The following is a 26,172-nucleotide window of genomic DNA, read 5'->3' as shown; positions in this document are numbered from 1 at the left end:
TGGTTGCATGAGCATTCCCCAGAGACTGGAGCTGCGGATCCGCGCGGCCGAACAACGCGTGGCCGACACCTACGGGCTGACGATCACCGAACACAGACTCACATTGAGCGCTCCTTCGGTGCAGGTGCGCGTTCTGACAGCCGGCGAGGGTGAGCCGCTGGTCCACATCAACGGCATCTCAGCGCCTGCCATGGGCATGGCACCGCTGATCGCCGGGTTGCCCGGCTTCCGCCATATCCTCATCGACCTGCCCGGCCACAGCCTCGCGCCGCCGTATATGTGGCAGGAACGGACCGTCCGCGAGCTGGCGGTCGGCGTACTGACCGGAACTCTCGACGCCCTCGACATCGACCGGGCCGCGTGTGCCGGCAGCTCCCTCGGCGGCTTGTTCACGCTCTGGACGATGCTCGACGCACCCGGCCGAGTATCGCGAGCAGCGCTGGTCGGCACCCCCGCCACAGCCCTCCCCGGATCGCGAGGCATCGCCGAGATGGCATCCCTGACGTCCCCGATCCGGGGACGGCTCGACCAGAGCCTCATGCAACTGCCGTCGCCTCGGTTCGTCGCCCGTTTCGCCCTCACGGAGGCACTCGGTGCGAATGCGACGCGCGCGATGTCGGACGACCTTCTCGACCTGCACCGGCTGCCACTGCGCCTACCAGGACAAGCCGCGTCTTACCGAGCCCTCCTGTGCCGACTGATGCGGGGCCGCACCCCACGCCCGGAAAACGTCCTCACCGACGACGAGCTCGCACGGATCGGCACACCAGCCCTGTTCGTCTGGGGTGAGCACGATGTATTCAGCTCACCCGACCAGGCGCGACCCTTCGTGACGAAAATCCCCGGCGCGCGTCTCACCGTCGTACCCGGCGGCCACAACCCGTGGTTCGACGACGCACCTCGCTGCGCGGCCCTGGTCCGCGACTTCCTGGCCGAACCGGTCCGCTCTACGACGGAGGAGGGGAACTACCGTACGTAATCACGGGCGACACAGAAGAACCCGCGCACCGTCTGAACTACAGCGACCCGATCCAGTTCCGCAGCAACTGCGCACCCGCATCCCCGGACTTCTCCGGATGGAACTGGGTAGCCGACAACGGCCCGTTCTCAACGGCAGCCAGGAACGGGACACCGTGCTCGGCCCAGGTGAGCTTCGGGGGTGCGATGTGCTCGTTCTCCGGCAGCTCCCACTGCTGAGCCGCGTAGGAGTGGACGAAGTAGAAGCGGGTGTCGGCGTCCATGCCGGCGAACAGGGTGCTGTCGGCGGGTGCCTTGACCGTGTTCCAGCCCATGTGGGGCAGGACGGGCGCGTCCAGGCCCGCGACCGTGCCGGGCCATTCGCCGCAGCCTTCGGTCTCGATGCCGAACTCGACCCCGCGGTCGAACATGATCTGCATACCGACGCAGATGCCGAGCACGGGACGACCGCCCGCCAGGCGCTGCCCGATGATGCGTTCACCGCGCACCTCGCGCAGGCCCGCCATGCACGCCGCGAACGCGCCGACACCGGGGACGACAAGTCCATCAGCGGCCAGCGCGGCCCCGGGATCGGCGGTGACCTCCACCTGCGCACCGGCCCGCACCAGCGCGCGCTCGGCGGAGTGCAGGTTGCCGGAACCGTAGTCGAGCAGCACAACGGATTTCACAGCACACCCTTCGTGGACGGCACGCCGCTGACCCGGGGGTCGATCTCGACAGCGGCACGCAGAGCCCGTGCGACAGCCTTGAATTCGGCCTCGGTGATGTGGTGCTGATCGCGGCCGTAGAGCACCCGCACGTGCAGCGCGATACGGGCGTTCTGCGCGATCGACTCGAAGACGTGCTTGTTGAGCACGGTGGAGTACGAAGCGCCGGGGCCCGCGCTCGGAATGATGGTGTGCACCAGGTGTTCCGGCTCACCGGTGAACACGCAGTACGGCCGGCCGGACACGTCGACGGCGGCGTGGGCGAGGGTCTCGTCCATCGGGATGAACGCGTCGCCGAAGCGGCGGATGCCCTTCTTGTCGCCCAGCGCCTGCCCGAGTGCCTGGCCGAGCACGATCGCGGTGTCCTCGACCGTGTGGTGCGCTTCGATCTCGATATCACCCTCGGCCCGCACGACCAGGTCGAACCCGGCGTGCGCGCCGAGCGCGGTCAGCATGTGGTCGTAGAACGGCACCCCGGTGGAGATCTCGGTCTGCCCGGTGCCGTCGAGGTTCAGCTCCACCAGAATCGAGGACTCCTTGGTGACGCGTTCCACCCGCGCTGTTCTGCTCATGATGTGTTCCTCCACAGGTGGATTCAGTGAGTAAGGTCGGTGCCCGCGATATCGCGGCTCACGCGCAGGAATTCGTCGTTCTCGGCGGCGAGGCCGATGGTGGCGCGCAGGTACCCGGGGATACCGACATCGCGGATCAGCACGCCCGCGTCGAGGTAGTGCTGCCACGCGGCGCCTGCGTCGGTGAACCGGCCGAACAGCACGAAGTTGGCGTCGCTGGGGATCACGTCGAAGCGCAGCGACACCAGCACGGCGGCGACCCGATCACGCTGGGCCGCCAATTCCGCGACGCTGCCGAGGGTTTCGTCAGCATGCCGCAGCGCGGCGCGCGCGGCGGCCTGGGTGACGACCGACAGGTGATACGGCAACCGCACCAGCAGAATCGCGTCGATCACCGCGGGCGAGGCGGCCAGGTATCCCAGGCGCCCACCCGCGAAGGCGAACGCCTTGCTCATGGTGCGGGTGACCACGAGCTTGGTCGGGAACCGGTCGATCAAGGTGATCGCACTCGGGGCCGCCGAGAACTCGCCGTAGGCCTCGTCCACGACGACGATGCCGGACGCGGCATCGAGAATCCGCTCGAGCTCGTCGATCGGGATGCTGTGCCCGGTCGGGTTGTTCGGACTCGTCACGAACACCACATCGGGGCGGCGTTCGACGATCTGCGCCACCGCGTAGTCGATGTCGAGCGAGAAGTCACCGCTGCGCTTGGCCTCGACCCACTCGGTATCGATGCCTTCCGAGATGATCGGGTGCATCGAGTACGACGGCACGAAACCCAGTGCGCTGCGGCCTGGCCCGCCGAACGCCTGCAACAGCTGCTGCAGAATCTCGTTGGAGCCGTTGGCCGCCCACACATTCGCGGTGTCCACCGCGACACCGGTCTGGCGGGTCAGATACTCGGCCAGGTCGTGACGCAGTGCGACGGCATCGCGATCCGGGTACCGGTGCAGGTCCGCGGCGGCGGCACGCACCGATTCGGCGACGTCGTCGATCAGCGCCTTGCTCGGCGGGTGCGGATTCTCGTTGGTATTGAGCTGCACGGGCACCGTCAATTGCGGTGCGCCATAGGGAGATTTGCCCCGCAGGTTGTCGCGCAGGGGAAGCTGGTCCAGCGTCGCCGAGGCGCCGGGCACAGTGGGAGTACTCATGACAGCGCCTCGAAACGCGCCTGCACGGCCTGACCGTGCGCGGGCAGGTCCTCCGCATTGGCAAGGGCGACAACGTGTCCGGCGACATCCTTCAACGCCGCTTCGGTGTACTCCACGATGTGGATACCACGCAGGAACGTCTGCACGCTCAGCCCCGAGGAGTGCCGCGCGCACCCCGCGGTCGGCAGCACGTGGTTCGAACCAGCGCAGTAGTCACCCAGGCTGACCGGCGCCCACGGCCCGACGAAGATCGCGCCCGCGCTGCGCACCCGCGCGGCGACCGCGGCGGCGTCGACGGTCTGGATCTCGAGGTGCTCGGCGGCATAGGCGTCGACGACCCGCAGACCCTGCGCGATGTCGTCGACGAGCACGATCCCGGACTGCTTGCCGCTCAACGCTTCCCGCACTCGATCGTGGTGCTTCACCACGGCGAGCTGAGCGTTCACCGCGGCGTCGACCGCGTCGGCCAGCGCGGGGGAATCGGTGACCAGAACACTCGCCGCGAGCACATCGTGCTCGGCCTGGCTGATCAGATCGGCGGCCACATGCACCGGATCGGCCGTGGCATCGGCCAGCACCGCGATCTCGGTCGGGCCGGCCTCGGCATCGATGCCGACCAGCCCACGGCACAGCCGCTTGGCCGCGGTGACGTAGATATTGCCCGGCCCGGTAATCAGGTCGACAGGCTCGAGCGCGCCGCCGTCGGTATCGACACCGCCATAGGACAGCAACGCCACCGCCTGCGCGCCACCGACCGCCCACACCTCGTCGACACCGAGCATCGCGGCGGCCGCCATGATCGTCGGGTGCGGCAGTCCACCGAACTGCGCCTGCGGCGGTGAGGCCACCACCAGCGACTCGACGCCCGCGGCCTGCGCCGGGACCACATTCATCACGACCGAGGACGGATACACGGCATTGCCACCGGGCACATACAGCCCGACGCGCTCCACCGGCAGCCACTTCTCGGTCACGGTGCCGCCGGGTACGACCTCGGTCACCGTGTCGGTGCGCCGCTGATCGGCGTGCACCTTCCTGGTCCGCTCGATCGCCACCTCGAGCGCGGCGCGCACCGCCGGGTCCAGCTCGGCGAGAGCTTTTGTCAGCTCGGCAACAGGCACCCGCACCACGGCGGGGCGCACACCGTCGAACTTCTCGCTGTAATCCAGCGCCGCCTCCGCACCCCGGTCACGAATATCCTCGACGACCGGCCGCACATGATGCAGCACCGAGTCCACGTCGACCCCTCCGCGCGGCAGCGCGGTGCGCAGCTCGGCAGCGGAAGGAGTACGACCGCGCAGATCGACGCGGGCGAGCTCGATGCGGGAAGTCATATCGGGGTACGGTCCTGTTCTGTGCTGGGGCTCAGGTCAGCTACCAGCCTAATGGTCGCCCGCCATCGGTTTTCCAGCACATCCCGCCGACGCGACGGACCCGACCCGGCGGATCCGTCGCATGCACCAGCTAGCGGGTATCCCCGTCGATGCGCAGACTGCCACCCGAGCTCACCACGCGCATGACCATGGCCTTGGTCGAGCCGTTGATGGTGATGCTGGCCAGGCGCATATTCGTGGAACCGTCGGCATTGTTGCCGCTCACCGCGGTGATGCTGGCGAAGGTGTCGACGGTGCGGGCGTTCCAGTATTCGCGGAACGCGGACTCACTGCCGTAGACCTGCTGTGCGGCGGGAGTGAGCAGCGACCACGAGTCGGCCGGGTTGCTGAAGAAGTTCTCGACCAGCAGACCGGCCGATCCGATATCGACGGTGCCCACATTGCTGGCCTGCCCGAGCGGGGGAACCGCCGCGCTCGGCTTGGGGGCCGACGAGGCCTGCACCGAAGTCTGCGGACCGGCCTGCACGTTCGGCGAGTCCGAATCGGAGGTGCTCAGCGCACTGATGGCGACGGCGATCGCCGCCACCACCGCGCCGACACCGGACCCGATCAGCACCGCGCGTCCCTTGCCTGCCTGCTTGCGCGGGGCGGGCATGGGCTGGGCCTGGGTGCGCGGGTGCGCGGCGGTGTCCGCACGGACCTGCGGACGCGGGTTCGAGCGGATCTGGCGGGTGGTGGCCGTCGACGCGCCCGCATGCGAGGCCCGTCGACCGGACTGCCGGATCACCTGGGTGGTCGCCGCGGAGTTGCGGCGATTGAAAGCCTCGCTGGCAGGCACGAATCCGGCGGGGACCGCGTTCTCGTCGTCGGCGAAGGCGGCCAGCGCGTCGCGGGCCTCGGTCATCGTCGGACGGTCCAGGGGGTCCGGGCTGAGCAGGTCGAGCAGGAAGTCGGTGGCCGGGCCCGCGTTGTGGGGCTCGCGCACCTGTCCGTTGGCGGCGGCGTAGAGCACCGCGAGGGGGTTGGCGTTGGCGCCGTAAGGCGGTTCGCCTTCCAGCGCGTGGAAAAGCGTTGCGCCGAGGGCGAATACGTCGGCGGCGGGCGTCGGATCGGAGCCGCGCGCGACCTCGGGTGCCAGGTAGGCGGCGGTACCGCAGATCAGCCCGGTCTCGGTGAGCGTCACGTCGCCTGCCGCGCGGGAGATGCCGAAGTCGGTGATCTTCACCTCACCGTGGTCGCCGAGCAGGATATTGCCCGGTTTCACGTCGCGGTGCACCAGGCCGGCCTGGTGGGCGGCGATCAGGGAGGATGCCACCTTCTCACCGATGCGGGCGACCTCGAGCAGCGGCAGCGGGCCCTTCTGGCCCAGCTCTCCCGCGAGACTGACCGACTTGAGGTACTCCATCACCAGGCACGGATCACCGTTGTGCTCGGTGATGTCGAATACCACGATGGCGTTGGGATGCTGGAAGCGTGCCGCGTTGCGGGCTTCCCGAATCGCGCGCTGGCGCAACACATTCCGCTCGCCCTCGGGCAAGCTGGGTTTGATGTGGATCTGCTTCACTGCCACGGAGCGCTGGAGGCGTTCGTCGACAGCACGCCATACAACGCCTGTGCCGCCGCTACCAATACGCTCGACCAGGCGGTAATGCTCCGCGATCTTCTGACCGGTATCGATGGCGCCTACTCCGAACCTTCTCGAAATTGTGACATCCCGCGTATTGACCATGGATATGGTCCGCCGCCGAGTGTAGCTGGCTGGGTGATGACCGCGTGCGGCAGCGGGGGGATTGCTCGCCTGCGGGGGGAAAGACGACTCATGGTGTCACACGTAGCATCCGTCCCGCTGCCTCGACCGCCGGTCCGGAGCTCCGGGCGTCCGCGACGAACACCGCGAACGCCAGGTCGCCCTTGATACCGACGAACCAACCGTGGGCATGGGTGTCGTCGAGGTACTCGGCGGTGCCGGTCTTGCCGAGCAGGCCGGGGATATCGCGCAGCGCGGTGGCTGTTCCCGCACTCACCGTCTCCCCCATCATGGTCTCCAGCTGCGACGTCACCGTCGCGGGCACCGGCGACGAAGGCCGATCCGGGGTGCCGGGACGGCCCCGGATCACGCTCGGAGCGGGCGCGGAACCGTGCGCGAGGGAGGCCGCGACGAGCGCCATCCCGAACGGCGAGGCGGTCACCGTGCCCTGTCCGATGCTCGATTCGACCCGTTGCGCGGGATTTTCAGCGGGTGGAACTTTCCCTGTGACAGTCGTCAAGCCGGGTGTCACATAGTCCACCCCGAGACCTAGCTGTTGGGCGGCCGCGGTCAATCCATCGGCGGGCAATGTCACTCCCAACTCGGCCATCGTGGTATTGCAGGAACGTGCGAACGCGGTGTGCAGGGGCACCATACCCAGGTCGAAGCCGTTGTCGTTGGGAATCGTGCGGCCCTCGATGGTGGCGCGGCCGGGGCAGGGCAGCACGGTGTCCGCAGTGACGCCGCCCGCTTGCAGTGCCGCCGAGACCGTGACGGTCTTGAACGTGGAGCCCGGCGGGTAGAGCCCGGTCAGCGCGATCGGGCCCTGAGCGTCGGCGGGCGCGTTCTGCGCGACGGCCAGCACCTCGCCGGTCGAGGGCCGCAGTGCGACGATGGCGGACGGGGTAGCGATCGGGGTGAGCGCGTCCTCGGCGGCGTGCTGTAGGTCGATGTCGATGGTGCTGGCGATGTCGGCGGTCGGCTTCGCGTCGGGTCCGGCGATGCGCTGGGTGCCTTCGGCGGTCTGGGCGCGGATCGCCCAGCCGGCCGCGGCGTCGGCCTGCTCCTGCCAGATCTCGGAGAGGCCCCCGAGGGTGGGTCCGGCCAGGGTCTTGTCGACGGTGAGCAGCCGGGTCTGTGGCGCGAGCGTCACTCCGCGCACGCCGGTCAGCGCCTGCCGCACAGGCGCGATGTCGGCATCGCGCAGGGCGAGGGCGGTGATCGGTTTACCCTGTGCCGCAGCCAGATCCGTCCGCAGGGTGGCCTCGGTGATACCCTGCGGCGCGAGCAGCGCGGCGACGGCGGGCAGGTCGGCATCGGGGGCGACGTTCACCAGCGTGACCACCTGCTGGGTCATCAGGTCACCACCGGAGGCGTCGAGCACTCGGGCCGGTTCGGCGGCGACCGGGCTGTAGCTGAGCGCGCCGAGGTCGAGGCCGGGCGCGACCGTGGTCGGCTGCCAGGCGATCTTCCACTCATCGCCGCCGGTGGTGGTTCCGGCACTCGAGTAGGTCCACGCGTTACGGCCGTCGGGGCCGAATTTCCAGGTGGATTCCAGCGTGAAGGACGTGTCGTCGGTGGACGACACCCGGACCGTGTCGTTCTTGCCGAGGTTGTCGAACAGCGCGGTCAGGACCGGGCGGGCTTGCTCGGGTGAGTCGGTAAGTGCGGCGGCGGCGGACGCGTCTCCGCTGGTCAGTGCGGCGGCAAAGGATTCGGCGACGGTCTGCGGTTGGTCGGGTCCGGACGAGCAGGCTAGAGGTAGCGCAGCGAGCGCGACGAGCAGGACCGATGCCTTCCGTGGTGTGCGCACGGGTCCGAGACTAGCTCGATCCGTGGTGCCGGTGGGATTATCGTTTCTGCTGTGACGAGCCCGGCCACTACCACCACCCCGTGATCGCCCCGATCTGGCGGCCGAGTTCGGGAGCGAGCGAGCGAGCGTAGCTGGCGGTCAGGTGGTGTTCGTCGCGATAGATGAGCACATTGCCCTCGACCACCCGGCAGCGCTGCGGTCGGCAGACGGCGTCGGACAGGTCGAGCGGATGGACATTCGGGTAGCCGGCCGCCGGTTCCTGGGCGGGATCGCGCGGGTCGAGGACGTCGGTGCGATCGAGTCCGCAGCTGTCGGGGTCGCCGCGGTGGGCGAGGCAATCGGTGGCGCGGTAGAGGACACCGTCGCGGCGCAGCCGTGGCGTGTCACGCAGCGCGAGCACATTGAACCCCCGGTCCTGCATCGCCGTCCACACCTCGAGGTATTCGGCGGGCACCTCGTCGCCGAGACCGTTCATGCGGTAGCGGGTGGACAGGGTCAGCACCCAGTTCGGTGGTTCGGCGGAGAGCCGGTCGAGCACCTCCACGGACCATTCGTGGCATTCGGGGAACGGCCACTCCGCGTAGGACGGCTGATCGGCGAGCACGACCGGGCACCCTTCCTTGAGATAGGAGACCACCCGGAACCCGTGTTCGACGGCGAGCGGTTCCAGCGCGGGCAGCCAGTGCTCGGAGTGCGAGCCGCCGACCAGCGCGATCGAGCGGGTGGCGGTGGGATCGCCGTAGGTACAGACACGCACTTCGCGGTTGGGCGTGATGCAGCCATCGGTGGTCGGCGGTGGGGTGTCGGCCTGTCCTTCGAAAACCGTGGGGCGCATGGGTTCCGGTGCGTATTCGGCGCCCGCGAACAGGGCCGCGGCGCCCGGATAGCGGTGGGTGTCCAGTGCCTGCGGCGGCGCGGCCGGGTTCGCCACCAGCACCACCTGCCACCCCACCGAGGCGATCAGTACCGTGACCGCCGTTGCGGTGACCAGGGCGCCGGTCACCTTGCGGTTTTCCGCCCGCTCACCGCGAGGCGGCATCCGCAGTGGCGTCTCGATCAGGCGGGTGGTCGCATAGGCAAGGACGAGCGAGGCGCCGATCACCACCAGCCCGTCGACAACCCCGGCATCGGCGCGCCCGGTCTCGCCCAGATAGAAGATCAGGATCGGCCAGTGCCACAGGTACAGCGGGTAGGCCAGCGCGCCCAGTTCGGTGCAGAACCGTCCGGCCAGCAGCCGGTTCGGCCACGCCGGTGTTGCAGGCGCGAACCCCGAGGCGATCACCAGGCAGGCGGCCGCCACCGGCCACAGCGCCGCGACACCGGGGAACTGATTCGCACCGTCGAACAGCGGCCCGCACGCGGCCACCATGGCCAGCCCGATCGCGGCCGCGAGCCCACGCAGCCGGTTCGGCATCCGCAACCAGGGTGCCGCGACGGCCAGAATCGCACCGGCCAGCAACTCCCAGCCGCGCGCGACACTGTCGTAATAGGTCCACGCCTGGTGCTGCGCGGTGCCCGATGCCGCGTACCAGAACGACAGCGCCGCCAGCCCGGCCAGCACGATCACCAAGGTGCGGCGCCCGGCCGTTCCACGCCTGCGCAACCAGGCCCACCCGGCCAGGAGCGCGAGGATCACCAAGTAGAACTGCCCCTGCACCGACATCGACCACAGATGCTGCAGCGGGCTCACCGACGGATCGGGTGAGAGATAGTCGTGCTCGGCGGTGGCCAGATACCAGTTCTGGCTGTAGAACATCGAGGCCACTGTCTGGGCGGCGGCCTCACCCAGCTGCGTATACGGCCGCAACACCACCGTGGCCAGCAGAACCGCCGCTAACACCACGACCAGCGACGGCATCAGCCTGCGCACGGTCCGTCGCGCCGTCTCCCTCGCCGGCACCGCGCCGCTGCGCTCTACCCCGCGCAGCACAGCGCCGGTGAAGAAGAACCCCGACAACACCAGGAAAACGTCGACACCGCCGGATACCCGGCCCGCCCACACGTGGAACGCCACCACCAGCGCGATCGCTACCCCACGCAGCCCGTCCAGATCCTGGCGCCGTTCGACGGTGCCACGGACCGCCGCACCCGGCGATGCGGTCCGGACATCCGGCACCAACGACCCCACAGAATCGGCCCCCACACCCACAGAATCGGCCCCCACAAAGGAATTGTTTCCCGGCAAGTAACCATCAATTTGCCGTAGGGACATCCAGGAAGCAAACCGCCGTGCCGTGCGGGGCGGGTGCTAGCCCGTGCGCCAGGGCGTGGTCGCGAGGGTGGCGGCGTCGGTTTCGGTGAGGTCGATATCGAACATTTCGGCCAGCACCTTGGTCAGCTCGGCGGGATCGATGTCACGCGAAGTGGCGGTGCCGTCGGGATATTCCGAGCTCAGCGTCAGGTCGTCGAGCACGTGGTGGACCTCGGGCAGGAACCGCTGGAGGAAGGGGCGGGTGGTGAACGGCGAGCGTGGCGAGGTCGACACGTAGTGGTTGCCCACCGCGTAGTCGATGCGGAACTGCGGGTTCTCGGTTAAGGTGTAGCGGTCGATCCAGCCGTCGCGGCCGAACTGGAACAGCACCCAGAGGTCACCGGGGCGGCGCTCCAGCCGGTAGCGCCAGTCGCCGAGCGCGAATTCGCCGCTGCTGTCGACCAATTCGAACGGCTCGAGTGGTCCGAAACCGAAACCGACATCGCAGATCCAGACGCGATCGTCGTCGGGAGTGGTCACGCGCAGCAGGGCATGGGTCGCGGGCCGCAGCGCGCCGGTGTCGGCCACACCGTAGGTGACCCGGCCGCTGAGTCCGGTGACACCGAACCCGAACCGTTCGAGCGCGGCGGCGAAAACCCCGACGTTCTCGTAGCAGTAACCACCGCGGTGGTGACCGATCATCTTGTCCTGCAAGGAATTCAGGTCCAGCGCGATGCCCCGTCCGAGGATGATCTCGAGATTCTCGAAGGGGATCGAGGTGGTGTGGGCGCGCACCAGTGCGCGCAGGGTCTCGACCGAGGCGGTGCGCGGCCCGGCATAGCCGATCCGCACCAGATAGGCGTCCAGATCGAGCTCGCCACCCTGCCAGCCGTGATCGTCGGGCACTACGTCGGTCATCGCATCCTCGTTCCGGTCGGTGTTCCTCGCACAACCACGGTTCGGCACACGGTGTTCCCACGCCCTCAGGCCGCGCATTTCGCGCCCGCGGGCGCCGGGGGCGCCGTGACCAGGCCGTGCTCGACATCGACGACATAGTCACTGACCTGCGGTGCGAGCGGCTCGGTCCCCGCGAGCAACCGCAACACCACACACCCGCCCTCGAACAGCGCGGGCCCCACCGAGTGGTCGCCGGGGACGATCGCGCCGGTGAGGTCGCGCCCGCTGACCACGGTGTAGAAGGACAACGGTGTGCCCGCCGCGGTCAGCGCCGCGCGCAATTCCACGGTGGTAGCGAAGGGCACCACGGCATCGGCGGTGCCGTGGATCAGGAAGGCCCGGCGCATGCTCATCCGGTCGGCGAGCAGCGCGGGAGAGCGTTCGATGTAGGCGAGCGGGCAGATCATCGGCGTACAGCCGCCCGCGTCACGTTCGATCTGCCTCGGCAGTGCCGGATTCACCGACCCGCCTGCCGCCCACAGGGTGAAATCATCGGCGGGACCGTAGTTGTCGACCCAGTAGTCGAACAGTCCGGGCGGCCCGTGTGCCACCGCGAGCCCGCTGGTGATGCCGCCCTGACTCCATCCCCACAGCACGGTGGACGCGATACCGGGATGCTCGCCGCGATACCACTGCGTCGCCGCCACCAGGTCGTGCCAGCCCGCCCACAGATTCCAGTCGCCGGTGCGCCACGGTCCGTCGGCGTCGCGCAGATCCATGAGCAGAATCGGCGATCCGCCCGTCATCGCGAGCGAGGTCATATACGGCGCGAAATCGGCTGACGACCCACCGTGCCCGTGCACGGCGACCACCAACTTCGTCGCCGAGATATCGCCCGGGACACAGCGATACGGCTCGTACACGCGCCCGGTCGCCCGCTCGCCGTCCACCGTGATCGCGACCTGCCGCAGGTCGGCACCGGCGGTACACGCCGGTTGCGCACGCGAGCCTGGTCCGACCCCGGCCGCCACCGCGAACAGCAATGCGCACACCGCCACGACGACCACTGCCCGCTTCATGCCGCGATTGTCCCCTCACCCAGGGCGGGGGTCCAGCACATCGTCGCGCGTTCGGTCGACCACATGACACGGTCCTCGCACCCCTACCCATCGCAGGGGCTCGCAAGGACCGCCGGAACCCATGTGCCGACGCGGGTCCGTCCGAGGCGTCAGCGCAGTGCGACCTCCGACCCGCGATGCAGCTGCACCGGCGCCGTCTTGCTCGCGGTGTCGGCGTTGATCCCCTTGGCGGCCGGATTCGCCTGTTCCAGCTGGGGCTTGCGATCCAGCAGCGTCTCGGTGAGCACGCAGGCCAGGTTCGCGTCGAGGTCCTCACGCACGACGAGCAGGTTGGGCACCACGATGGTCGGCATGTCGGCGGAAAGGCCGTAGGTGGCGGCCGGGATCGAACCTGTCTCGTAGACCGGGTTGATCTCCTTCAGTTTCGGCAGGACCCCGGTGATGTCGAGGAAGCGGACCTTGTCCTTGGCGGTGGTGAACAGGTCGGTGATGCCCGGCGTCGGCAGGCCACCGGACCAGAACATGGCGTCGATGGACCCGTCCTTGAGTCCGTCGACGGTCTTGGTCAGGTCCAGGCGCTGAGCGGCGACGTCACTGTCGGGGTTCAGGCCCGCGGCTTGCAGCACGCGCTGGGCGATCACCTCGGTGCCCGATTTGGGCGAGCCGGTGGAGACCCGTTTGCCGCGCAGGTCGGCGAGAGAGTTGATGCCCGCGTCGGTGCGCACGATGACCTGGGTGTAGTTGTCGTAGAGCCGGGCCAGTGCGCGAATCGGCTGCGCGCTGGTGAAGCTGCCCTTGCCCGCGACCGCGTCGGCCGCGGAGTCGGCGAGCGAGAAGCCGACCTGATAGGTGCCGCCCACGACCTGCTGGATGTTCTGCACCGAGGCGCCGGTCTCGGCCGCGGTCGCCTTCACGGTGCCACCGGTGGCGGCGGAGATCTGCTCGGCATAGGCGTTGCCCAGCGCGAAGTACACGCCGGTCGCGTTGCCGGTGGCGATGCCGATCCTGGTGTCCTGCTTCACTTCACAGGTCACCTCACCACCCGCGTCGGCCGTCGGGGTGTCCTGTCGGCCACCGCAGCCGGTGAGTAACGCGGCGGCCGCGACCACGGCGACAATTGTTCTGACCATGAGGTCCCCTTCCGTCGACGGCCGGGCCGCCTGCCGATTCCCGCGGATCACGGTGTGTCCGTGGATGTTCTGTACGCCCGTTCGGCCAGGCCCGCCACCACGGCGACGACCAGCAGTCCGAGCCCGATCCCGGTGGCGACCGGATTCGGGTACAGCAGTGTCAGACCCGCCGCGGCGGCGATCACCCGCGCGACCGGGCCGATCGCGCCGATTCCGAACAACCATCCGCCCGTCGCCGCCGCCAGCGCCGCGACACCAACGCAGGCGGCCACGCTGACCCACAGCACGTCGAGCACCGCACCGCGTCCGAGCAGGTGCTGCCCGGAATCGGTGAGCACGAACATCAGTGGCACCAGGAAGGCGGGCAGCGCGTACCGCAGGGCGTGCCACATCGTCGGCATGGCCTTCGCGCCGGTCACCGCGGCCGCACCGACGGCGGCCAGCGCGGTCGGCGGCGTCACCTCCGAGAGCACCGAGAAGTAGAAGACGAACATGGCGGCGGCGGGCGCGGCAACGTCCAGGTCGAGCAGGGCGGGCCCGATGATCACCCAGCCGATGACGAACGACGCCGTCACCGGCACCGCCAGGCCGAGCAGCGACAACGCGATCGCCGCCAGCACCGCGGTGGTCGCCAAGACAATGGCGGGATCGTCGGACAGTGCGGATCCTGCCTTGACCAGCAGCGCGGCCAGTTGCGCGCCGAGCCCGGTCTTGGTGGTCATCGCGGTGATCACGCCCGCGGCCGCACACACCGCGACCACTGGCAGAGCCGAGCGCATACCGAGTGAGAGTGAGCGCAATGCCTCGATCACGAACTGCGTGACGGTTTTTCGTGTCCACCGATGCCTGACCGGCGCGTCCGCCGCAGCGGCCTCCGCAGACCTGCTCAGCATCCGATCCGGGATGGCCAGGAGCAGCGCCAGCACGGTGGCATAGACGACAGCGCGCGTCGCACTCATCCCGGCCAACAGGAGCACAACGATCACGATCAGCGACGAGAAGTGATACCCGAAGCGTCCCAGCAGTTTCCACGACGGCGTCGGCAGCGGCCCATCGGCCGGATCGACCGGCGCGCGCCCTTCCGCGTGGATCCGGCGCGCATCGATCTCGACCGACAGCAGGATGCCGAGGTAGTACAGCAGTGTCGGGATCAGCGCCCACCCGAGCACCGTCACATACGACACGTCGAGATATTCGGCGACGATGAACGCCGCGACACCCAGCGTCGGCGGCGACAGAATCGCACCGACACCCGCCGCGGCCAGCATCCCGCCCGCCTGTTCGGGCCGGTAACCGGCCTTGCGCAGAATCGGCCAGGTCACCGCGCCGGTGCTCACCGCGGTCGCGGTCCCCGACCCCGAGACGGTCCCGAGCAGAAACCCCGACGCCACCGCCGTCCGCCCCGCCGCACTGTGCGAGCGACGGAACAACGACACCGACAGATCGACGAAGAACCGTGCCGCACCGGAGAATTCGAGTACCGCCCCGTAGAGCGTGAACAACACGATGTAACTGGCGGCCACATCGAGCGGTGTCCCGTAGAAGCCGCTGCCGGAGTTGTACAGCGCGTCGACGATCTGATCGACATCGAGCCCCGCGTGCGCGATCGACCAATCCTGCGGCAGCAGACCGCCGTAGTACCCGTACCCGAGGAACACCAGACACACCACCGGCAAGATCACCCCGGTGGTCCGCCGGCACGCCTCCAGCACGAGCACCAGCAGCAACCCACCCATGACGACATCGAGCGGCGCCAGCATCCCCTGCCGGTCGAGAAACGCGTCGTATCCCCCACCCGCGTCACCAATTCCGATCGGCAGCACCGGATACAGACACACCACCAATGTGATCCCCGCCAGCACCCAGTCGAGCACCGAGGGCCCCTCCGCCCGATCGAGCGGACCCCACCACGACCGATAGCTCAGATACACCAGCGGTAGCGCGACAGCCAGAAAAATGACCAGGTAGTACTGACTACCCTGCGCCAACGGCCGAAACACCTGCCACACCGACAACAGCGCGAGCCCGAGCGCGACAACACCGACCAGCCGACCGGCGAATCCGGAAAGCACCCGCGCGGGCCGCTCCTCATCGTCCACCCCCAGCTCAGCCGCAGCGACAACCGGTGGCGCTGCGCTCATGAGCGGACGATAGCAACGGGATTCACGCCCGGTGACCGAATCGGCAACCGCACAGTCTGTACAAAATGGACACTATGGGCCGTCGGCAGCGACCACTCGGCCGCACTGCTCGCCGACCGTCCGACGCCATCGATCGCAGGTTGTCGGTGCCCCCGCATACCATCCGCTCATGCTCTCGATCGATATCGCGCAGCGTCGTGCCCGCCTGGCGACCAGGCATCGCCTCGCGCCGTCGGCCCGCTCGAACGACCCCGTCGACATCGCGCGTTCGATGGTGGTGCTGCACGCCACCGATCCGGCGACGGTGTTCCTTTCGATCGGCGCCCGGGGTATCGATCTCACTCCGGCCGATGTCGAGAAGGCGCTCTATGACGACCGCGCCCTGATTCGGATGCTGGCCATGCGCCGCACGATGTTCGTCGCGCCGACCGAGTTGCTTCCGGTTCTCCAGGCGTCCACCTGCGATGCGCTGGCTCACAAGCAACGCCGCACCTACGGCCGCTATATCGAACAGGCAGGCGCGGTCGACGGTGACATTTCGGCATGGCTCGCCGATGTCGAAGCCGAGACCCACGCGGCGCTGCTGACCCGCGGCGCGGCAACCGGTGTCCAGCTGAGCAAAGTTGTGCCGCGCCTGCGCACCCAGATCGACGCGGCCCCCGGCAAGTCCTATTCCAAACCGACCAGCATCACCACCTGGGTGCTGGTGGTGCTCGGCGCCGAGGGTCGCATAGTGCGCGGCCGCCCGAACGGCAGCTGGACCAGCAGCCAGTACACCTGGTCCCCCGTGGAAACCTGGCTCCCCGAAGGGTTTTCACCCTTGCCCGCCGCGCAGGCGCGCAGCGAATTGGTGCGCCAGTGGTTGCGCGCTTTCGGCCCGGCGCCGATCACCGATCTGAAATGGTGGACCGGCTGGACCCTGGGTGAAGTCCGAAAAGCCTTGGCAGCACTCGACACCGTCGAAGTGGACCTCGACGGCACCCCGGGCATAGTCCTCGCCGATGACCTCGCCCCGGTCCCTACCCCCGAACCGTGGGCAGCCCTTCTCCCGGCCCTCGACCCCACCCCCATGGGCTGGCAATCCCGAGACTGGTTCCTCGGCCCCCACGCCCCCGCCCTCTTCGACACCAACGGCAATATCGGCCCTTCCCTCTGGGCCGACGGCCGCATAGTGGGCGGCTGGGCCCAACGCCCCGACGGCGAAGTGGTAACCCGCCTGCTGGAAGACGTCGGCACCGACACCGAAAAACTCATCGACGCCGAAATAGCCCGCACCACAACCTGGTTCGGCGAAGTCCGGGCCATCCCCCGCTTCCGCACCCCCTTGCAACGCGAACTCACCGCCTGAGGGGCGGATCCGCCCAGGACGGGAACCCGCCGACAGGGCGGATGATCACGGGCAGCAGTTGGGATCCAGCACCGTGCACAGCGCGGAGAGTGCGTCGCGGCGGGCGCGGTGGATCGTGTTCATCCCCCGCCGCTCGGACTCGACCAGACCCGCCTTGCGTAACTGGCCGAGATGATGAGAGACCGTGGACTCGCTCAGCCCGACCGCGGCAGCGAGGTCGCCACCGTTCTCCTCGCCGAGCGGACTGGTCAGCAGCAGGGACAGCAATTTGACCCTGGCCGGGTCAGCGATCGCCTTCAGTCGCAACGCCACCTCCAGCGCGGCCGCGTCGTCGACGGGCCCCGCCGCGACGGGGGCGCAGCAGACGGGGGCGGACATGTCGATCAGGGGTAGCGCCTTGGGCATGAAACCGACCTTACCCGCGGTATTGACATATGTCGAAAAGGTGGGCACACTCGACATCGCAAGTTCTTCGATATATGTCACACAAGTGGAGGTTCGATCATGTCTCGTATCCAGCTGGCCCTCAACGTCGACGACCTCGACACCGCCGTGCGGTTCTACTCCACCCTGTTCGATACCGAACCGGCCAAGCGCAAGCCCGGCTACGCCAACTTCGCGATCGCCGAGCCCCCGCTCAAGCTCGTACTGATCGAGAACGCGGGCCAGGGCGGCTCCATCAACCACCTCGGGGTCGAGGTCGAATCCTCCGAACAGGTACACGGCGAGATCGCCCGCCTCTCCGAAGCGGGCCTGTTCACCGAAGAGCAGATCGCGACCACGTGTTGCTTCGCCACCCAGGACAAGGTGTGGGTGACCGGGCCGGGCGCCGAACGGTGGGAGGTGTACACGGTGCTGGCCGACAGCGAAACCTTCGGCACCGCACCCGAACTCGGCCTCAGCGACGCCGAAGCGGTCGATGTCTGCTGCGGCACCGCCGCCGAAGCCGAGGCCGAGGGCGCCTGCTGCGGTACAGCGGCCAAGACGAAGGCCGTCGACTCCGGCGCGAGCTGCTGCGGCTGACCGAACCCTCGCGCGTGAGCGGGTTCACCCGATGTTCGCTTGCCTTCTTGATTCGATATCGATCAATATCGACATATGTCGAATCAGGATCTGCCGCTGAGTGTGGCCTCACCCTCGTGTGAGGCCACACCCCGCACCCGCCCACCGATGACCGGCGAGACCGCCACCGAGCTGGCCGTGCTGTTCAAGGCGCTCGCCGACCCGGTCCGGTTGCGGCTGCTCTCGGCGATCGCGTCCCGCGCCGACGGCGAGGCCTGCGTGTGCGACCTGTCGACGGGTATCGATGTCACCGGGCCGACCATCTCCCACCACCTGAAGGTGCTGCGCGAAGCCGGTTTGCTGACCAGCGAACGCCGCGCGTCCTGGGTGTACTACCGGGTCGTCCCGCACGCGCTGCAACGGCTTTCGGATGTGCTCGCGACCGAGGCAGGCGCGGTGATCGTATGACCACCACGACCGACCATCCCGCTGTCGTGGGCAAACTGTCGACCTTGGACCGTTTCCTGCCGGTCTGGATCGGCGTCGCGATGGCCGCCGGACTGCTGCTCGGACGGATGATTCCCGGCCTCGGCGATGCGTTGTCCGCCGTGGAGATCGACGGCATCTCGCTGCCGATCGCGATCGGGCTGCTGATCATGATGTACCCGGTACTGGCCAAGGTCCGCTACGACCGCCTCGACTCCGTCACCGGCGACCGCAAGCTCCTGGTCAGCTCCCTGGTGTTGAACTGGGTGCTCGGACCCGCGCTGATGTTCGCCCTGGCCTGGCTGTTCCTGCCCGACCTGCCCGAATACCGGACCGGCCTGATCATCGTCGGTTTGGCCCGCTGCATCGCCATGGTGATCATCTGGAACGACCTGGCCTGCGGCGACCGCGAAGCCGCCGCGGTACTGGTCGCGTTGAACTCGGTGTTCCAGGTCTTCATGTTCGCCGCCCTCGGCTGGTTCTACCTCTCGGTCCTGCCCGGCTGGCTCGGCCTCGAGCAAACAACCATCGACGTCTCACCGTGGCAGATCGCGAAGTCGGTACTGATCTTCCTGGGCATTCCGCTCTTGGCAGGGTTTTTGACCCGCCGCCTGGGCGAACGCGCCAAGGGCCGCGAAGGGTACGAATCGAAGTTCCTGCCGACCATCGGTCCGTGGGCGCTCTACGGGCTGCTGTTCACCATCGTGATCCTGTTCGCCCTGCAAGGTGACCAGATCGCCGCCCACCCCCTCGACGTAGTCCGCATCGCGATCCCGCTGCTGGCCTACTTCGCGATCATGTGGGGCGGCGGCTACGCCATGGGAGCGGCCATCGGCCTCGGCTACGAACGCACCACCACCCTCGCCTTCACCGCCGCGGGCAACAACTTCGAACTCGCCATCGCCGTCGCGATCGCCACCTACGGCGCCACCTCCGGCCAAGCCCTCGCCGGTGTCGTCGGCCCCCTTATCGAGGTCCCCGTCCTCGTCGGGCTGGTCTACGTCTCCCTGGCGCTGCGTAAACGGTTCAAGACCGCCCCCGCTTCGTCCGCCATCTGAAAGGCATTGCCCCACATGAGCACCAAGCCCAGCGTGCTATTCGTCTGCGTCCACAACGCCGGACGATCTCAGATGGCCGCCGGATTCCTCACCCACCTCGCCGGCGACGCCATCGAGGTCCGCTCCGCGGGCAGCGCGCCCGCCGAGACGATCAACCCGTCCGCGGTGGCGGCGATGGCCGAACTCGGCATCGACATCGCCGACCAGACCCCGAAGATCCTCACCTACGACGCCGTGGAAACCTCCGACGTCGTCATCACCATGGGCTGCGGCGACACCTGCCCCCTGTTCCCCGGCGTGAGCTACCGCGACTGGGTCCTGGATGATCCCGCGGGCAAAGGCGTGGAGTCGGTGCGCCCGATCCGCGACGAGATCAAGTCCCGCGTCGAAGCCCTTGTCGCCGAATTGCTGCCGACCCGAGCCTGAATCCCGGTACCGAGACCAGCCGGCTGCCAGGCCTGAGCGGGAGCCGCTCGTGCTCAGGTCGGTGGCCGGAGGGCGGCGAATTCGTCGGTGACGCGCAGGCCGGAGTCGGTGAAGCGGTAGAGAGCCGCGGGGCGGCCGCCCGCTCGGCCCGAGGGGGCGGTGGCGCCGGTGGGGGTGATCACCTTGCGGCGGGTCAGGACTCGCTGGAGGTTGGTGGTGTCGACGTCGTAGCCCAGTGCGGCGCAATAGATTTCGCGCAGCGTCGACATGGTGAACATGTCCGGGGCCAGAGCGTAGGCGATGTTGGTATAGGAGAGCTTGGCGGCCAGGCGGGTGCGGGCGTGGTCGACGACGGTGCGATGGTCGAAGGACATGTCGGGCAGATTCGAGACCGGGTGCCAGGTGGTGTCGGACGGAAGTTCGGGTTCGGTGGTGAGCGGGACCAGGCCGAGGTAGGCCGAGGCGATGCGGCGGGGCGCGGGGACTCGGTCGGGGTTGCTGAACACCGACAGTTGCTCGAGATGGGCCAGTTCCCGCACGTCGACTTTTTCGGCGAGCTGGCGCCGGGCGGAGGTGTCGAGGTCCTCGTCGTCGCGTAGCCGCCCGCCCGGCAGCGACCAGGTGCCCTTCTGCGGATCGAGTGCGCGTTCCCACAGCAGAACCGCCAATTCCGGGTGCTTGGCGCCTCTACCTGCGGAAATGCCGGGGGGAAAGCGGCGAACCTGGAACACCGCGGTGAGCGATTCATGGATGGTGTTACTATGAGGCACGTTTTCGATTATAAGTCGAAAACCTGGTTTGGTGCGAATCGCGGCGATGGAGCCGCTCGCATGAGGAAGGGAGCCACCATGGCGACGACGACTGCACAGCGGACGCTGATGGATTCGGTCTTCGATGGACCCACGGGCTACACGGGTGTCGAGGCGACGCCGGAATGGGCGCAGGAGGTGCGCCGCCTGGCGCGCGAACGCAATGCGACCATCCTCGCGCACAACTACCAGCTGCCCGAGATCCAGGACGTGGCCGACCACGTCGGCGACTCGCTGGCGCTCTCGCGCATCGCGGCCGAGGCCGAAGAGGGCACCATCGTGTTCTGCGGCGTGCACTTCATGGCCGAGACGGCCAAGATCCTCAGCCCGGCCAAGACCGTGCTCATCCCGGACCAGCGGGCCGGCTGCTCGCTGGCTGACTCGATCTCCGCCGACGAACTGCGCGCCTGGAAGGCCGAGCACCCCGACGCGATGGTGGTGTCGTATGTGAACACCACCGCCGAGGTGAAGGCGCTCACCGACATCTGCTGCACCTCCTCCAACGCCGTCGACGTGGTCGAATCGATCGACCCCGACCGTGAGGTGCTCTTCCTGCCCGACCAGTTCCTCGGCGCGCACGTCAAGCGCGAGACCGGGCGCGAGAACATGCACATCTGGGCGGGCGAGTGCCACGTGCACGCGGGCATCAACGGCGACGAGCTCACCGAGCAGGCCCGCACCCACCCCGATGCCGAACTGTTCGTGCACCCGGAATGCGGCTGCGCCACCTCGGCGCTGTATCTGGCCGGTGAGGGCGCGTTCCCGGCCGAGCGCGTGCACATCCTGTCGACCGGCGGGATGATCGACGCGGCGAAGGCGTCGCACTCCAGCCAGGTGCTGGTGGCGACCGAGATCGGCATGCTGCACCAGCTGCGCAAGGCGGCGCCCGGGATCGACTTCCAGGCCGTCAACGATCGCGCCTCCTGCAAGTACATGAAGATGATCACCCCGGCCGCGTTGCTGCGCTGCCTGGTCGAGGGCGCCGACGAGGTGCATGTCGACCTGGCGATGGCCGAGGCCGGTCGCGCCTCGGTACAGCGGATGATCGCCATCGGCAACTCCGGCGGTGGCGAATGACCGCCCTCGCGAGGCCGAGCCGGTAACGACCATGACGGTTCCGGTTTCCTGGGAAGCCGAGGTCGACCTGGTCGTCATCGGCGGTGGCGTCGCCGGTCTCACCGCCGCGCGCACGGCTTCGTTGCGTGGGCTGCGGGTGCTCATCCTCAGCAAAGGCGGTCCGACCGATACCTCGACCCAGTACGCGCAAGGCGGCATCGCCGTCGTCGCACCGCGCGGTGATTCGGTGGACTCGCACGTGCGTGACACGGTCGAGGCCGGTGCCGGGCTGTGCGAGGTGGACGCGGTGCGATCGATCGTCGAGGGCGGACAGGCCGCGGTTGCCGCGCTGACCGACCTCGGTGCGGTCTTCGACCTCGGTCGGGACGGGCAGATCTCGCGTACCCGCGAGGGCGGGCACAGCACGCGCCGGATCATCCACGCCGGTGGCGACGCGACCGGCGCCGAGGTGCAGCGCGCGCTCAACGCGGCGAAGCTGCCGGTGCTGTTCGGTGCCGCCGCACTACGGGTGGTGACCGGCGCCGACGGCGTGCAGGGCGTTATCGCGGTGTCGGACAACGGGTTCGGTGTCGTGCACACGCCCGCCGTGCTGCTGGCCACCGGCGGGCTCGGGCAGCTCTATGCGCTGAGCACCAATCCGCCAGGGGCGACCGGCGACGGTGTGGCGCTGGCATTGTGGGCCGGGGCGGCGGTGGCCGATCTCGAGTTCGTGCAGTTCCATCCGACCGTGCTCTACACCCCGGGCGGGGTGGGCAGGCGGCCGTTGATCAGCGAGGCGGTTCGCGGAGAAGGCGCGATACTCGTTGATTCCCAAGGGAACTCGGTGACCACCGGCGTGCATCCGCGCGGCGACCTGGCCCCGAGGGACGTGGTGTCGCGGGCGATCGCGGAGCGCATGCGGGCGCTGGACACCGACCACGTGTACCTCGATGCGCGTGCCGTCGACGGGTTCGCCCAGCGGTTCCCGACGATCACGGCCTCGTGCCTGGCGGCGGGAATCGACCCTGCGGCGCAACTGATTCCGGTCGCGCCCGCGGCGCATTACCAGTGCGGCGGCGTTCTCACCGATACGCACGGGCGGACCGGTGTCGCGGGGCTCTACGCCGCGGGCGAAGTCGCCAGGACCGGGCTGCACGGTGCGAATCGACTGGCCTCCAACAGTTTGCTCGAAGGGCTCGTGGTGGGTGAGCGGGCCGGTGCGGCGGCAGTCGAGCGCGCCGGGGTGCGCGCTCGGGTGGATGAGATCTCTTCGTGGACACTCGAATTCGCCGATCGTTCGGTAGTGCAGCAGGCGATGACCGAGCACGCTTCCGTCGTGCGTGACGGCACCGGACTCGCCGCAGCGCTGGAGCGAATCGATGCGGCGACGTCGATAGTGCCGATGCTCGACACTGTCGAGGACTCGGTGACCGCCGCACCGCACCTGCGGCGCATCGAGGACGCGGCGCTCACCTTGACGGCGCGCGCTCTGCTGCGCACGGCGGCGGCACGTGCGGAGAGTCGCGGCTGCCACACACGCTCGGAGTATCCCGGGACAGTCGACCAGCAGCGGTACAGCACCGCGGTCCGCCTCGACGTGCACGGCGGACTCGAGCTGACCACCGCGGCAATCGATTTCGAGCCCGTCCCGGTAGGGATGCGGTAACGATCGCCACCCGTCACCGGGTGGCTCGGCCTGTTGTTCAAGCAATGCCGGCGGCGCGAAAACCGCCCGCCCGATCGACGCGGCGCACAGTCGCCCGAGAACAGGAGTGCAGTGATGGCTCTGGACGCCACCCTGGACCGTGATGAGCTGCTGACGCTGATCCGTACCGCTCTCGACGAGGACCTGCGCTACGGGCCCGACGTCACCACGGTCGCCACCGTCGCCGAAGACGCCGTGAGCAAGGCCACGGTGGTGTCGCGCCAGCACGGCACTGTCGCGGGTATCGACGTCGGGCTGCTCGTGCTCGACGAGGTCATCGGCGCGGGCGCCTACGAGATCACCGCGCGTGTCCCCGACGGCACCCGGGTGGAGCCGGGCACGTCGGTGCTGAGCATCGTCGCGCCCACCCGCGGCCTGCTCACCGCCGAACGGACCATGCTCAATCTGGTCTGCCACCTGTCCGGTATCGCCTCCGCGACCGCCGCCTGGGTCGACGCCGTCGACGGCACCCAGTGCAAGATCCGCGACAGCCGGAAAACGTTGCCCGGCCTGCGCGCCCTGCAGAAGTACGCGGTCCGCGTCGGCGGCGGCGTCAATCATCGGATGGGTCTCGGCGATGCCGCGTTGATCAAGGACAACCACGTGGTGGCCGCCGGTTCGGTCGTCAACGCCCTGCGCGCGGTCCGCGCAGTGGCACCGGATATCGCCTGCGAGGTCGAGGTCGACAGCCTCGAACAACTCGACGCCGTTCTCGCCGAGAACGTCGAACTGGTGCTGCTGGACAACTTCCCGCTCTGGCAGACGCAGGCCGCCGTCCAGCGCCGCGATGCGGCGGCTCCCGACACGAAACTCGAGTCCTCCGGTGGCCTTTCGCTCGAACAAGCCGCCGAATACGCGGGCACCGGTGTCGACTACCTCGCCATCGGCGCCCTTACCCACTCCGTGCGCGTGCTCGATCTCGGGCTCGATATGTGAGTGCCAACCAGTGCTGACCGGTACGGCGAGTTCGCGGCATGGGCGCCGGCGGAGCAATTCCCTGCCGGCTGAATATCAGCCCGAGGTCGACAAGCCGTTGCCGCTGGTGGTGCTGACCAGGACCGAACCGGGATAGCCCGGCCCCCTTCAGGAATCGTGGCGGCGATCGCGATGCTTCGACGAGCGCCGATAGGTGCGCCCGCTGGGTACCGCGGTGGCCGCGGACGAGCTGCGCAGGGCATGGCGGCGGCGCCAGGCGACCAGATCGGGTCGCTCGGTGGGCTGCTCAGTGGCCTGTTCGGCTGCGGTCTTCATGGTCAAGGTCCTCCCCCGAAAATGACGATGCTGCCAGGATAGGGAGCGGGTACGACCACATTCCACCGGTTTTTCCGGTGCACCGATTCCCGGCCGCCGCTATTCCTTGTCCCCCGCCGTGTCGGCGGCGGCGGACTTGCCCGATTCCTGCTGCGGCGCAGCCTTTTTGTCCATCGGTGCACCGATCAATACATCCGCCCACCGCGTCGTCGGGTCGATGTCGAGCAGCAGCGCCTTCACCAGCAAGGTCAGCGGAATCGCCAGCAGCGCACCGAGCGCACCGAGCACCCACGCCCAGAACACCAGCGACAGGAAGGTGATGGTGACCCCGAGGCCGACGGCGTCACCGACGAACTTGGGCTGAATGATCGACTGGATCACGAAGTTGATCACCGAATAGACCACGATCACCCAGAGCATCAGCACCGGCCCGCTGTCGAGCAGGGCAAGCAGCGCGGGTGGGATGACGCCGATGACGAACCCGACGTTCGGGATGTAGTTGGTGATGAACGACAGCAGCGCCCACAGGATCGGCAGCGGCACCCCCATCAACCACAGCGCCCCACCATCGATCACGGCCACGATGGCACCGAACACCGTGGACACGAGGAGGTATTTGCGTGTCCCGGCGACGAAACTGTCCAGTGCCTGCGCGATCGCCGGCCGTTCGCGGGCCACCATCGCCAGCCGGCGGTCCATCGTCATCCCGTCGACTGCCATGAACAGCAGCAGCGCCAGCACGAAGAACAGATTCGAGAAGACCCCGAGCACGCCGCCGAGCACCTGCTCGATCCAACCGGCGGCCTTGCCCACATCGATCCCGCTGAGCGCCTTGTGGATCTGATCGGAGCTCACCCCGAGATCCGACAGCCAGTCGCGCACATGGTCGAGCAGTTCGTTGAGTTTGTCGGCGTAGTCGGGCAGCAGCGAGGCCAGCTGCACCGCCGACAGAGCCAGCGCGCCACCGATTCCGAACAGAATCGCGACCACCGCCGTCAGCGCCGCGGCCATGCCGAGCCAGGCAGGCCAGCCCTTGCGCCGCGCCCAACTCTGGATCGGCTGCACCGCGATGGTCAGCATGAGGGCGAGGAAGACCGGTCCGACCACGCCGGAGAAGGCTTGCAGTCCCGCGACGGTGACCACCGCGGCCCCGAGCGAGAGCAGCACGATCAGGCCGCGCGGAATCGACCATTCGGCGGGCGGGCCCGGAGCTGCGGTGTCGGTGCTCGGCTCGGACATGCGCCGAACGATAGCCACACGAAGGTGCCCCCACCTCCCCCGTTCCGGGTGA

25 protein-coding genes and 1 tRNA gene are annotated in these 26,172 nt (G+C 68.4%); 9 read left to right on the top strand and 17 right to left on the bottom strand.

The features are described 5' to 3' along the window. Nucleotides 1–7 precede the first annotated feature (7 nt). A complete protein-coding gene (locus tag ACTWPB_RS17660) occupies nt 8–979 on the top strand; it encodes an alpha/beta fold hydrolase (RefSeq protein ID WP_446221727.1) in 972 nt (323 codons plus the stop codon). Nucleotides 980–1,016: 37 nt separating this feature from the next. On the opposite strand, the gene hisH is transcribed toward ACTWPB_RS17660, so the two are convergent. The 11 genes from hisH to ACTWPB_RS17605 all read right to left on the bottom strand — a co-directional run bounded on the left by hisH (nt 1,017) and on the right by ACTWPB_RS17605 (nt 15,740). Next, nucleotides 1,017–1,646, bottom strand: coding sequence for an imidazole glycerol phosphate synthase subunit HisH (gene hisH, locus ACTWPB_RS17655; protein WP_446221726.1), 630 nt, complete (start codon nt 1,644–1,646; stop codon nt 1,017–1,019). Continuing rightward, on the bottom strand, nt 1,643–2,257 hold the full coding sequence (gene hisB / locus ACTWPB_RS17650; RefSeq protein ID WP_056824871.1) for an imidazoleglycerol-phosphate dehydratase HisB: 615 nt from the start codon (nt 2,255–2,257) through the stop codon (nt 1,643–1,645). Before hisB ends, hisH begins: the two co-directional genes overlap by 4 nt. A gap of 23 nt (nt 2,258–2,280) precedes the next feature. Continuing rightward, nucleotides 2,281–3,408 (bottom strand): histidinol-phosphate transaminase, encoded by a 1,128-nt coding sequence (locus ACTWPB_RS17645; RefSeq protein WP_446221725.1) that lies wholly within the window; start codon nt 3,406–3,408, stop codon nt 2,281–2,283. Beyond that, nucleotides 3,405–4,742 carry a histidinol dehydrogenase gene (gene hisD / locus ACTWPB_RS17640; RefSeq protein WP_446221724.1) on the bottom strand — a complete coding sequence of 446 codons (1,338 nt, stop codon included), beginning with the start codon at nt 4,740–4,742 and terminating at the stop codon, nt 3,405–3,407. Before hisD ends, ACTWPB_RS17645 begins: the two co-directional genes overlap by 4 nt. Before the next feature lie 130 nt (nt 4,743–4,872). Beyond that, nucleotides 4,873–6,471, bottom strand: a complete 1,599-nt coding sequence (locus tag ACTWPB_RS17635; RefSeq protein ID WP_446221723.1) for a protein kinase domain-containing protein — start codon at nt 6,469–6,471, stop codon at nt 4,873–4,875. Nucleotides 6,472–6,559: 88 nt separating this feature from the next. Next, complete coding sequence (locus ACTWPB_RS17630) at nt 6,560–8,302, bottom strand: penicillin-binding transpeptidase domain-containing protein (protein ID WP_446221722.1); 1,743 nt, start codon at nt 8,300–8,302, stop codon at nt 6,560–6,562. A gap of 67 nt (nt 8,303–8,369) precedes the next feature. Continuing rightward, nucleotides 8,370–10,418, bottom strand: a complete 2,049-nt coding sequence (locus ACTWPB_RS17625) for an acyltransferase family protein (RefSeq protein WP_446221721.1) — start codon at nt 10,416–10,418, stop codon at nt 8,370–8,372. 132 nt (nt 10,419–10,550) lie between these two features. Beyond that, nucleotides 10,551–11,411, bottom strand: a complete 861-nt coding sequence (locus tag ACTWPB_RS17620; protein ID WP_446221720.1) for an arylamine N-acetyltransferase family protein — start codon at nt 11,409–11,411, stop codon at nt 10,551–10,553. A gap of 65 nt (nt 11,412–11,476) precedes the next feature. Next, complete coding sequence (locus tag ACTWPB_RS17615) at nt 11,477–12,469, bottom strand: alpha/beta hydrolase family protein (protein WP_446221719.1); 993 nt, start codon at nt 12,467–12,469, stop codon at nt 11,477–11,479. A gap of 149 nt (nt 12,470–12,618) precedes the next feature. Continuing rightward, nucleotides 12,619–13,599, bottom strand: coding sequence for a TAXI family TRAP transporter solute-binding subunit (locus tag ACTWPB_RS17610; RefSeq protein WP_446221718.1), 981 nt, complete (start codon nt 13,597–13,599; stop codon nt 12,619–12,621). Nucleotides 13,600–13,646: 47 nt separating this feature from the next. Beyond that, a complete protein-coding gene (locus tag ACTWPB_RS17605) occupies nt 13,647–15,740 on the bottom strand; it encodes a TRAP transporter permease (RefSeq protein WP_446221717.1) in 2,094 nt (697 codons plus the stop codon). A 169-nt stretch (nt 15,741–15,909) separates the two neighbouring features. Here ACTWPB_RS17605 and ACTWPB_RS17600 point away from each other — a divergent pair, with 169 nt between their 5' ends. Further along, nucleotides 15,910–17,088 (top strand): winged helix DNA-binding domain-containing protein, encoded by a 1,179-nt coding sequence (locus ACTWPB_RS17600; protein WP_446221716.1) that lies wholly within the window; start codon nt 15,910–15,912, stop codon nt 17,086–17,088. Nucleotides 17,089–17,133: 45 nt separating this feature from the next. Here the strand turns inward: ACTWPB_RS17600 and ACTWPB_RS17595 are convergent, their stop codons facing one another. Then, nucleotides 17,134–17,493 (bottom strand): Rv2640c family ArsR-like transcriptional regulator, encoded by a 360-nt coding sequence (locus tag ACTWPB_RS17595; protein ID WP_446226391.1) that lies wholly within the window; start codon nt 17,491–17,493, stop codon nt 17,134–17,136. 99 nt (nt 17,494–17,592) lie between these two features. On the opposite strand from ACTWPB_RS17595, the gene ACTWPB_RS17590 reads away from it, so the two are divergent. The 4 genes from ACTWPB_RS17590 to ACTWPB_RS17575 all read left to right on the top strand — a co-directional run bounded on the left by ACTWPB_RS17590 (nt 17,593) and on the right by ACTWPB_RS17575 (nt 20,060). Continuing rightward, entirely contained in the window at nt 17,593–18,111 is a 519-nt protein-coding gene (locus ACTWPB_RS17590) for an ArsI/CadI family heavy metal resistance metalloenzyme (RefSeq protein ID WP_446221715.1), read from the top strand. Between the two features lie 75 nt (nt 18,112–18,186). Beyond that, complete coding sequence (locus tag ACTWPB_RS17585; protein WP_446221714.1) at nt 18,187–18,558, top strand: metalloregulator ArsR/SmtB family transcription factor; 372 nt, start codon at nt 18,187–18,189, stop codon at nt 18,556–18,558. Beyond that, nucleotides 18,555–19,634, top strand: a complete 1,080-nt coding sequence (arsB, locus tag ACTWPB_RS17580) for an ACR3 family arsenite efflux transporter (RefSeq protein WP_446221713.1) — start codon at nt 18,555–18,557, stop codon at nt 19,632–19,634. Before ACTWPB_RS17585 ends, arsB begins: the two co-directional genes overlap by 4 nt. Nucleotides 19,635–19,649: 15 nt before the next feature. Continuing rightward, nucleotides 19,650–20,060 (top strand): arsenate reductase ArsC, encoded by a 411-nt coding sequence (locus tag ACTWPB_RS17575; protein ID WP_446221712.1) that lies wholly within the window; start codon nt 19,650–19,652, stop codon nt 20,058–20,060. A gap of 53 nt (nt 20,061–20,113) precedes the next feature. Here ACTWPB_RS17575 and ACTWPB_RS17570 read toward each other — a convergent pair whose 3' ends face one another. Continuing rightward, on the bottom strand, nt 20,114–20,830 hold the full coding sequence (locus ACTWPB_RS17570; protein WP_378932282.1) for an NUDIX hydrolase: 717 nt from the start codon (nt 20,828–20,830) through the stop codon (nt 20,114–20,116). Nucleotides 20,831–20,908: 78 nt separating this feature from the next. On the opposite strand from ACTWPB_RS17570, the gene nadA reads away from it, so the two are divergent. Further along, complete coding sequence (gene nadA, locus ACTWPB_RS17565; protein ID WP_446221711.1) at nt 20,909–21,946, top strand: quinolinate synthase NadA; 1,038 nt, start codon at nt 20,909–20,911, stop codon at nt 21,944–21,946. A gap of 502 nt (nt 21,947–22,448) precedes the next feature. Here nadA and ACTWPB_RS17560 read toward each other — a convergent pair. Both ACTWPB_RS17560 and ACTWPB_RS17555 read right to left on the bottom strand, forming a co-directional pair. After that, nucleotides 22,449–22,667, bottom strand: a complete 219-nt coding sequence (locus ACTWPB_RS17560) for a hypothetical protein (protein ID WP_446221710.1) — start codon at nt 22,665–22,667, stop codon at nt 22,449–22,451. Between the two features lie 261 nt (nt 22,668–22,928). After that, nucleotides 22,929–23,025 (bottom strand) — tRNA-Thr (locus ACTWPB_RS17555). A gap of 215 nt (nt 23,026–23,240) precedes the next feature. On the opposite strand from ACTWPB_RS17555, the gene ACTWPB_RS17550 reads away from it, so the two are divergent. Together ACTWPB_RS17550 and nadC are read left to right on the top strand one after the other, a co-directional pair. After that, entirely contained in the window at nt 23,241–23,591 is a 351-nt protein-coding gene (locus tag ACTWPB_RS17550; RefSeq protein ID WP_446226390.1) for a hypothetical protein, read from the top strand. 114 nt (nt 23,592–23,705) lie between these two features. Next, nucleotides 23,706–24,566 carry a carboxylating nicotinate-nucleotide diphosphorylase gene (gene nadC, locus ACTWPB_RS17545; RefSeq protein WP_446221709.1) on the top strand — a complete coding sequence of 287 codons (861 nt, stop codon included), beginning with the start codon at nt 23,706–23,708 and terminating at the stop codon, nt 24,564–24,566. 147 nt (nt 24,567–24,713) lie between these two features. Here the strand turns inward: nadC and ACTWPB_RS17540 are convergent, their stop codons facing one another. Next, nucleotides 24,714–24,881 carry a hypothetical protein gene (locus tag ACTWPB_RS17540; protein WP_446221708.1) on the bottom strand — a complete coding sequence of 56 codons (168 nt, stop codon included), beginning with the start codon at nt 24,879–24,881 and terminating at the stop codon, nt 24,714–24,716. A 99-nt stretch (nt 24,882–24,980) separates the two neighbouring features. Then, on the bottom strand, nt 24,981–26,120 hold the full coding sequence (locus ACTWPB_RS17535) for an AI-2E family transporter (protein WP_446221707.1): 1,140 nt from the start codon (nt 26,118–26,120) through the stop codon (nt 24,981–24,983). Nucleotides 26,121–26,172 lie beyond the last annotated feature (52 nt).

The organism is Nocardia sp. IBHARD005 (assembly GCF_052814245.1).
This window is presented reverse-complemented; position numbering and strand designations above follow the sequence as displayed.